Source organism: Mitsuaria sp. RG (assembly GCF_028369275.1).
GTDB lineage: Bacteria > Pseudomonadota > Gammaproteobacteria > Pseudomonadales > Pseudomonadaceae > Aquipseudomonas > Aquipseudomonas peradeniyensis.
The window spans coordinates 91,162-100,097 of record NZ_JAQMYQ010000018.1 but is presented as its reverse complement, the minus strand read 5'-3'; the positions used below and the strand labels follow the sequence as shown (position 1 = coordinate 100,097).

Below are 8,936 nucleotides of genomic sequence, written 5' to 3'. Positions count from 1 at the left end.
GAACCTCTGCATTGCTCAGTCGTCGGTGGCCTTGATCGACTTCGGCGACAAACGCAGGCTGCGCAAGCTGCGCTTCACGCTCTTGAGGTGGTTGACCAGGCTTGGCCCACGGGCCATGGCCACGCCCATGGCCAGCACGTCGATCACCACCAGGTGGGCGATACGCGAGGTCAGCGGGGTGTAGATCTCGGTGTCTTCATGCACATCGATGGCCAGGTTGACCGTCGACAATTCGGCCAGCGGCGTCTGGCTCGGGCACAGGGTGATCAGGTTGGCGCCGCTTTCACGCACCAGGTTGGCGGTGATCAGCAGGTCCTTGGAACGCCCCGACTGCGAAATGCACACCGCCACATCGCCCGGCTTCAGGGTGACCGCTGACATCGCCTGCATGTGCGGGTCGGAATAGGCCGCGGCGCTGAGCAGCAGGCGGAAGAACTTGTGCTGGGCATCGGCCGCGACCGCGCCGGAAGCGCCAAAGCCGTAGAACTCCACGCGCTGGGCTTGGGCCATGGCGGTCACCGCCTGCTGCAGCGCTTGCGGGTCGAGGTGCTCGCGCACTTCCATCAGCGTGTGCAGGGTGGTGTCGAAGATCTTCAGGCTGTAGTCGGCGACCGAGTCGTCTTCATGGATGGCAAACTGGCCGAAACTGGCGCCGGCGGCCAGGCTCTGCGCCAGCTTGAGCTTGAGGTCCTGGAAGCCCGAACAGCCTATCGCCCGGCAGAAGCGCACGATGGTTGGCTCGCTGATCCCCACGCTGTGCGCCAGGTCGGCCATCGAGCTGTGCATGACGGCAGCCGGATCGAGCAGCACATGGTCGGCCACTTTGAGTTCCGATTTACGCAGCAGGTGCCGCGATTGGTCGATATGTTGCAACAGATTCACGGGCTGGACTCGGTTATGATCGGCGTGCCGGGATGTAGCTTTCTTGTAGTTATACTACATGCTTGCCAACCCGCCCAGCTAAACGAACGTGGAGAGTGGTGGTTTGACGATTCCTTGCGACATCCTGGTCTTCGGCGGCACGGGCGACCTGGCCCTGCACAAACTGCTCCCGGCGCTCTACCACCTGTATCGCGAGGCCCGCCTGCACAACGCCGTGCGAATCATTGCCCTGGCCCGGCGCAACCTTTCGCGCAACGACTACCTCAAGCTCGCCGAACGCCACTGCCGGGCGCAGATCGCCCGCCAGGACTTCGACGAGGACGTCTGGCAGCGCTTCTGCGCACGCCTGGACTATTTCCCCATGGACGCCGCGCAAAGCGCCGACTTCGGTCGCCTGGCCCGCTACCTGGGCGAACCTGGCGGGTTGACCCGGATCTTCTATCTGGCCACCGCGCCCAAGCTGTTCGTGCCCATCGCCAACCACCTGCGCATCGCCGGCCTTGCCGACAGCGAGGCGCGCATCGTGCTGGAGAAGCCCATCGGTCACTCGCTGGAGTCGGCCACCGCGATCAACGAGGCCATCGGTGCGGTGTTCAGCGAACCGCAGGTGTTCCGCATCGACCACTACCTGGGCAAGGAAACCGTGCAGAACCTCATGGCGCTGCGCTTTGCCAATGCCCTGCTGGAGCCGGTGTGGCGCAACGGCCAGGTCGACCATGTGCAGATCAGCGTCTGCGAGACCCTTGGCGTGGAAAACCGCGGCGCCTACTACGACCGTGCCGGCGCCACCCGCGACATGCTGCAGAACCACCTGCTGCAATTGCTCTGCCTGGTGGCCATGGAGCCGCCGGCGCAGTTCGAGGCCGAGGCGGTGCGCGACGAAAAGGTGAAGATCCTCCGCGCGCTCAAGCCCATCACCGGCCAGGACGTGCAGGACAAGACCGTGCGCGGCCAGTACGGCGCCGGCAAGATCGGCGGCCAGGAAGTACCGGCCTACTACTTCGAGAAGGACGTGGACAACGACAGCGACACCGAGACCTTCGTCGCGGTGCAGGCGCACATCGACAACTGGCGCTGGGCCGGCGTGCCCTTCTACCTGCGCACCGGCAAGCGCATGGCGCGGCGCTCGTCGCAGATCGTCATCCAGTTCAAGCCGGTGCCCCACGAGCTGTTCAGCGGCGGCCAGGTCAACCAGTTGCTGATCCAGCTACAGCCTGACGAACACATCAGCCTGCGCATGATGACCAAGAGCCCGGGCAAGGGCATGCGCCTGGCACCGGTCGAACTGGACCTGAACCTCGCCCAGGCCTTCGCCCAGACCCGCCGCTGGGACGCCTACGAGCGGCTGCTGCTGGATGTGCTGGAAGGCGACTCGACACTGTTCATGCGCCGCGACGAGGTCGAGGCCGCCTGGGCCTGGATCGACCCGATCCTGCAGGGCTGGGAGGAGCACTTCCAGGCGCCACGTCCCTACCCCGCCGGCAGCAATGGCCCGGAACAGGCCAACAGCCTGTTGGCCCGCCAAGGCCAGGCCTGGCACCTGTAGGAGCGGCCTCGTGCCGCGAAACGGCTGCAAAGCAGCCCCGGCAACTCCAAGCCGGGCGCCTATTATCAACGCCTTGAAAAGGCCGACCTTCAGCGCAACAGGTCGGCCGTCGAGCGATCAAGCAGCGCGCGGAACGAGGTCGCATCCACCGGCCGGCTGATCAGGTAGCCCTGCACCTCGTCACAGCCATGCTCGCGCAGGAACTGAAGCTGCTCGCGGGTTTCCACCCCTTCGGCCACTACCTTCAGTCGCAGGCTCTTGGCCATGGCGATGATCGCCCGGGTGATGGCCGCGTCCTGAGTCCCTTCGAGCAGGCCGCGAATGAACGCCTGGTCAATCTTCACGTAGTCGACCGGGAACCGTTTGAGGTAGCTCAGCGACGAGTAGCCGGTGCCGAAATCGTCGATGGCCAGCTTCACCCCCAGCGCGTGCAGCTGTTCGAAGGTGGTGATGATGTGCTCGACGCTGTCCAGCAACTGGCTTTCGGTCAGCTCCAACTCCAGCAGGTGCGGCGCCAGGCCTGACTCCTGCAGGACCTGGCGCACCAGGCTGACCAGCTTGCCTTGGCGCAGCTGGTACACCGACAGGTTGACCGAAACGCGTACCTCCAGGCCCTGGCGCAACCATTCGCACGCCTGCCAGCAGGCCTGGCGCAGCACGAACTCACCCATGGGCGCGATCAGCCCGGTCTCTTCGGCCAGGCCGATGAACTCACTGGGCGGCACCATGCCCCACTCGGGGTGCTGCCAGCGCACAAGCGCCTCGGCCGCGTGCAACTGGCCGGTGCGCAGGCACAGCTTGGGCTGGTAGTAGACCAGCAACTGGCGCTCGTCGATGGCCTTGCGCAGCTGGTTCTCCAGTTGCAGGCGCTCCAGGGTGCTGGCGCGCAAGCTCTCGGTGTAGAACTGGAAGCTGTCGCCGCCCAGATGCTTGGCATGCTGCTTGGCCATGTCGGCCTGGCTGACCAGGGCATTGAGGTCCTGGGTGGCGTCGGACAACAGGCTGATACCTACCGAGGCGCTGATCACCACCTCGTGCCCACCGACGCGCTGGGGTACGCGCAGCTTGTCGAGCAGCCGGGTGGTGACGCGCACCAGGCTCGACAGGTTGGTGTAGCCGTCGAACAGCACGGCGAATTCGTCGCCGGACAGGCGCGCCACGGTGTCGGCCTCCGGCACCGCGTTGGCCAGGCGCTGGGCCATCTTCTTGAGCAGCTGGTCCGCCAGTTCATGGCCCAGGCTCTCGTTGAGCAGCTTGAAACGATCCAGGTCCACATGCAGCAGCGCCAGGCTGCGGCCGTTCAGGCGCATGCGCTGCGCCGCCTCGTGCAGGCGCAGGCGGAACAGCGCGCGATTGGCCAGCCCGGTGAGGTCGTCGTAATGCGCCAGGTAGCGCAGGCGCTCCTCGGATTCGCGGCGTGCGGACAGGTCGGTGAAGAAGCCGACGATGTTGACGATCCGTCCCCGAGGGTCATTCACGCTGTTCAGTTGCAGCCACTGCGGGTAGAGCTCGCCGTTCTTGCGCGCCTCGACCAGCTCGCCCTGCCAGCGGCCCTGCTGCTCCAACGCCTGGTCGATAGCCTGGCTGTGGCGCCGGGCATCGCGGCTGCAGGGCAGTTCCAGGGCATTGCGGGCGATCAGCTCGGCCCGGCCGTAGCCGGTGACATCGCAGAAGGCCTGGTTCACCGCCAGCAACTGGAAGTCCGCGTCGAGAATGGCGATCCCTTCGCTGGCCGCCTCGAACACCGTCGCGGCCAGGCGCTGCTGCTCTTCCTGCTCCTTCTGCGCGGTGATGTCGCGGCGGGTGCCGAGCATGCGCAGGACCTTGCCCTGGTCATCGGACTCCACCGCCCGCCCACGGTCCTCGATCCAGCACCAGTGCCCCTGGGCGTGGCGTACCCGGTACTCGACCCGGTAATCCTCGGTGCGCCCCTTGAGGTGCTCGACCAGCGTGCGCCGCAGCACAGGCAGGTCATCAGGATGCAGCCGTGGCTTGAGGTCGGCGCGCACCGAGCGCACTTGCTCCGGATCCAGACCGAACAGCGCATGCAACTGGGTGTGATGGACCTCGTCGGTTTCCAGGTTCCAGTCCCACAGCCCGAGCTCACTGGCCTGCAAGGCCAGGGCCAGGCGCTGCTCGCTCTTGCTCAGGGCCTGGTTGGCCAGGTCCAGCTCATGACTGCGTTGGGCCACCCGCTGCTCGAGGCCGGCATGGGCCTTGCGCAGGTCGTCCTCGGCCCGGCGTCGTTGGGCGATCTCGGCGCTGAGCTGACGGTTGAGGCCCTCGCCATGGCGCTGGGCGTTCTGCAGGTGCTCGATCAGCGCCTGGTTCTGGAAGCGGCGCAGCAGGCCGCGCTCGATCAGGCGATTGACCTGCCAGGCCACCACCATCAGCGCCACCAGCAGGATCAGCCCCAGCCAGCCCCAGCCGCGCTGGTGCCCGGCGTCATAGACGAACAGAAACGCGATCGGCGGCAGCAGGCACGGCAGGGCGAAGCTGAGAAACGCCGGCAGGCTCACCGCGTAGGCGACACTGGCGGACAACGCCGCCGCGCCGAGCAGGCCGAAGACCCAGGCCTGCTGCACGAAGTTGTCCGCCGGCGCCAGGGCGATGACCGCGCTGGCCAAGGTCAGGCCGCTGAACGCCGAGCCGAGCAGGAACATGCGCCGCCAGGTCGGCTTGGCCTGGCGCGCCGGCGTCGCCGCGTCGAAGGCCGCCACCTGGATCACCCGCAGCGCCACCAGCGCCAGCAACCAGGCCAGCCACACCCCGACCAGCAGATAGCGCGCAGGGCTCCACAGCAGCCAGGCGCAGAGCAGGCCGTTGAGCAGCATGAACAAGGTGGGCAACAACGAGCCCTGGTACAGCAGGCGAGTACGCTCGATCGACAGCTGGGTGGCGAATTGCCTGCGAACGCTCCTTGTCGTCTCCGGCGATGCTCCGATCGCCCCGCAATCCTGGGTCATATTGGCTGGTTTCTTTTGTGTTCTTGTTATGGCTGACCGCAAATGTGCAGGGAGCATACACAAGCACCGCGTCGGACCAAACTGCTCTGCGTCATGATTTCGAAAATGTCTGCTGCGTCCAGGTCTGACCGCTCAACCACGGGTGCCGGGCAAGACCACCGATGAACGGTCGAGCGTCCGCCCGGCGATTTGCACCCGGGGCGTTTGCCCCTGCCTTCGCGCGGCCATAGAATGCCCGGATGCATAATGACGACCTCTCCCTCCTGCTGAACTCCCTCAACGACGCTCAACGCCAGGCCGTGGCGGCCTCGGTGGGGCGCCAACTGGTTCTGGCCGGCGCCGGCTCGGGCAAGACCCGCGTGCTGGTGCACCGCATCGCCTGGCTGATCCAGGTCGAGCAGGCCTCGCCGCACTCGATCCTGTCGGTGACCTTCACCAACAAGGCCGCGGCGGAAATGCGCCAGCGGATCGAGCAACTGCTGGGCATCAACCCGGCCGGCATGTGGGTCGGCACCTTCCACGGCCTGGCCCACCGCCTGCTGCGGGCGCACTGGCAGGAGGCGGGGCTGGCGCAGAACTTCCAGATCCTCGACAGCGACGACCAGCAGCGCCTGATCAAGCGGGTGATCCGCGAGATGGGCCTGGACGAGCAGAAATGGCCGGCGCGCCAGGTCCAGTGGTTCATCAACGGGCAGAAGGACGAAGGCCTGCGCCCACGCCATATCCAGGCCAGCGGCGACCTGTTCCTGGCCACCATGCGCGACATCTATGTCGCCTACGAGCAGGCCTGCGACCGCGCCGGGGTCATCGACTTCTCCGAGCTGCTGCTGCGCGCCCTCGATCTGTGGCGAGACCACCCGGACCTGCTCAGGCACTACCAGCGCCGCTTCCGCCACCTGCTGGTGGACGAGTTCCAGGACACCAACGCCGTGCAGTACGCCTGGTTGCGCCTGCTGGCCTCCGGTGGCGACAGCCTGATGGCGGTGGGCGACGACGACCAGTCGATCTACGGCTGGCGTGGCGCCAAGATCGAGAACATCCACCAGTACACCGCCGACTTCCCGGACGCCGAGCTGATCCGCCTGGAGCAGAACTACCGCTCCACCGGCGGCATCCTCAAGGCCGCCAACGCCCTGATCGCCAACAACAGCGGGCGCCTGGGCAAGGAACTGTGGACCGACATGGGCGAAGGCGAGCCGCTGACGCTCTACGCCGCCTACAACGAGCATGACGAAGCGCGCTACGTGGTCGAGACCATCGAAAGCCTGATCAAGCAGGGCAACGCGCGTAACGAAGTGGCCATCCTGTATCGCTCCAACGCCCAGTCGCGGGTGCTGGAAGAGGCCCTGCTGCGCGAACGCATCCCGTACCGCATCTATGGCGGCCAGCGCTTCTTCGAGCGCGCCGAGATCAAGAACGCCATGGCCTACCTGCGCCTGCTCGAAGGTCGCGGCAACGACGCGGCGCTAGAGCGGGTGATCAACGTACCGCCACGGGGCATCGGCGAAAAGACCGTTGAGGCCATCCGCGACCACGCCCGCCACAGCCAGTTGTCGATGTGGGAAGCCATGTGCCAGCTGCTCGCCGCCAAGGCCCTCAAGGGCCGCGCCGCCAGCGCCCTGGGCGCGTTCATCGAGCTGCTCGAGAACCTCGCCGCCAAGGTGCTGGACATGCCGCTGCACCTGATGACCCAGACGGTCATCGAGCAGTCCGGGCTGATCGTCTATCACCAGGAAGAAAAAGGCGAGAAAGGCCAGGCCCGGGTGGAAAACCTTGAGGAACTGGTCAGCGCGGCGCGCAACTTCGAGACCAGTGACGAAGACGCCGACCTCTCGCCGCTGTCGGCGTTCCTCGGCCACGCTTCGCTGGAGGCTGGCGACACCCAGGCCGACGAGCACGAGGACAGCATCCAGCTGATGACCCTGCACAGTGCCAAGGGCCTGGAGTTCCCGTACGTGTTCCTGGTAGGCATGGAGGAAGGCCTGTTCCCGCACAAGATGAGCCTGGAAGAGCCCGGTCGTCTTGAAGAGGAGCGCCGCCTGGCCTACGTGGGGATTACCCGGGCCATGCGCCAGCTGGTCATGACCTACGCCGAGACCCGTCGACTATATGGCAGCGAGACCTACAACAAGGTGTCGCGCTTCGTCCGGGAGATCCCCGCCGGACTGGTGCAGGAGGTGCGCCTGTCGAAAACCGTCAGCCGTCCGTTCGGTGGCGCGAAGACGCCGGCCAGCAGCCTGTTCGCCAACGCCAGCATCCCGCAGACCGCCTTCAGCCTCGGCCAGCGGGTGCAGCATGCGGTGTTCGGCGAGGGCGTAATCCTCAACTTCGAGGGCTCCGGGGCCCAGGCACGGGTGCAGGTGAACTTCTCCGAGGGCAGCAAATGGCTGATGCTGGGCTACGCCAAGCTGGAAGCTATCTGACTGGACTGAACGACACGCGCCTGTAGGAGCGGCCTCGTGCCGCGAAAGGGCCGCAAAGCGGCCCCGGCAATTTCAGCGTCACACCGCAACAGGGGCTGCTGCGCAGCCCTTTCCGGCCGGTCCGACGCCTCGGCAAGGCCGCTCCTACAGGTGAACGCGTAGATCCGGGCGATCAGGCAAAAGCTCGAAACATCTTGTCGCTGGCTATGTCTGCCAGTTCATGTGCACCATGACGCGCGTGCAATCCACACAAACGGGAATCCCCATCTTATGCAACGTTTTCTTAGCATCGCTCTGGCGCTCTGCGTCGGCCTGACGCTGAGCCTCGACGCCAACGCCAAGCGCTTCGGTGGTGGCAAGAGCTCGGGCTCCGCGCCTATCCACCAGACCCGCCAGGCCACCCCGACCACGCCTGCCGCCGCCCCGACCGCTCCTGGCCGCGCACCCGCTGCCGCCAGCGGTGCCTCGCGCTGGCTGGGCCCACTCGCCGGCCTCGCCGCCGGTGGCCTGCTGGCCTCCATGTTCATGGGCGACGGCTTCGACGGCATGCAGATCCTCGATTTCCTGATCATGGGCCTGATCGCCTTCCTGGTCTTCCGCTTCATCGCCGCGCGCCGTCGCCAGCAGCAGCCGCAACACGCTGCCGCCGGCCACGCCCCGTACCAGCGCGAAGCACAGCCGCAGGCCGCACCGCAGTCGATCTTCGGCGGCTCCGCCGCACCGGTCGCCTCGCCTGTGATCAACGCCCCGGCCTGGTTCAACGAAGCCAGCTTCCTGTCCGCCGCCCGTTCGCACTTCCAGTCGCTGCAGCAGCACTGGGACGCCAACGAGATGGACAAGATCGCCGAGTTCGTCACCCCGCAGATGCTCGAGTTCCTCAAGCGCGAGCGCGCCGAGCAGGGTGAAGGCTTCCAGTCCACCTACATCGACGACCTCGATGTGCAACTCGACGGCGTCGACGAGCGCGCCGACCAGACCGACGCCACCCTGACCTTCCGTGGCGTGTCGAAGACCTCGCGCTTCGACCAGGGCGAAGCCTTCAGCGAAAGCTGGCACATGGTTCGCGCCCATGGCGAAAACCAGCCTTGGCTGCTGGCCGGTATCCGCCAAAACGGTTAA

At 66.2% G+C, this 8,936-nt stretch carries 5 protein-coding genes; 3 read left to right on the top strand and 2 right to left on the bottom strand.

Features of this window, described 5'->3' with window-relative positions; genetic code table 11:
• Positions 1-15 precede the first annotated feature (15 nt).
• Entirely contained in the window at positions 16-882 is an 867-nt protein-coding gene (hexR, locus tag POF53_RS12555; RefSeq protein WP_023630201.1) for a transcriptional regulator HexR, read from the bottom strand.
• A gap of 103 nt (positions 883-985) precedes the next feature.
• On the opposite strand from hexR, the gene zwf reads away from it, so the two are divergent.
• On the top strand, positions 986-2,428 hold the full coding sequence (gene zwf / locus POF53_RS12550) for a glucose-6-phosphate dehydrogenase (RefSeq protein WP_203649326.1): 1,443 nt from the start codon (positions 986-988) through the stop codon (positions 2,426-2,428).
• An 89-nt stretch (positions 2,429-2,517) separates the two neighbouring features.
• Here zwf and POF53_RS12545 read toward each other — a convergent pair whose 3' ends face one another.
• Entirely contained in the window at positions 2,518-5,394 is a 2,877-nt protein-coding gene (locus POF53_RS12545; protein WP_232855419.1) for an EAL domain-containing protein, read from the bottom strand.
• 239 nt (positions 5,395-5,633) lie between these two features.
• Between POF53_RS12545 and uvrD the strand changes: the two genes are divergently transcribed.
• Together uvrD and POF53_RS12535 are read left to right on the top strand one after the other, a co-directional pair.
• The gene (gene uvrD / locus POF53_RS12540) at positions 5,634-7,817 is read left to right on the top strand and encodes a DNA helicase II (protein WP_498967933.1); all 2,184 of its coding nucleotides are present in this window, start codon (positions 5,634-5,636) and stop codon (positions 7,815-7,817) included.
• Between the two features lie 270 nt (positions 7,818-8,087).
• Positions 8,088-8,936: a Tim44 domain-containing protein gene (locus POF53_RS12535; RefSeq protein WP_062360080.1), complete on the top strand. Its 849-nt coding sequence runs from the start codon at positions 8,088-8,090 to the stop codon at positions 8,934-8,936.

Excerpts from the sequence above, each read along its gene's own strand:
- POF53_RS12545 (WP_232855419.1), bottom strand. The coding sequence starts at position 5,394 with ATGACCCAGGATTGCGGGGCGATCGGAGCATCGCCGGAGACGACAAGG.
- uvrD (WP_498967933.1), top strand. The coding sequence starts at position 5,634 with ATGCATAATGACGACCTCTCCCTCCTGCTGAACTCCCTCAACGACGCT.
- POF53_RS12535 (WP_062360080.1), top strand. The coding sequence starts at position 8,088 with ATGCAACGTTTTCTTAGCATCGCTCTGGCGCTCTGCGTCGGCCTGACG.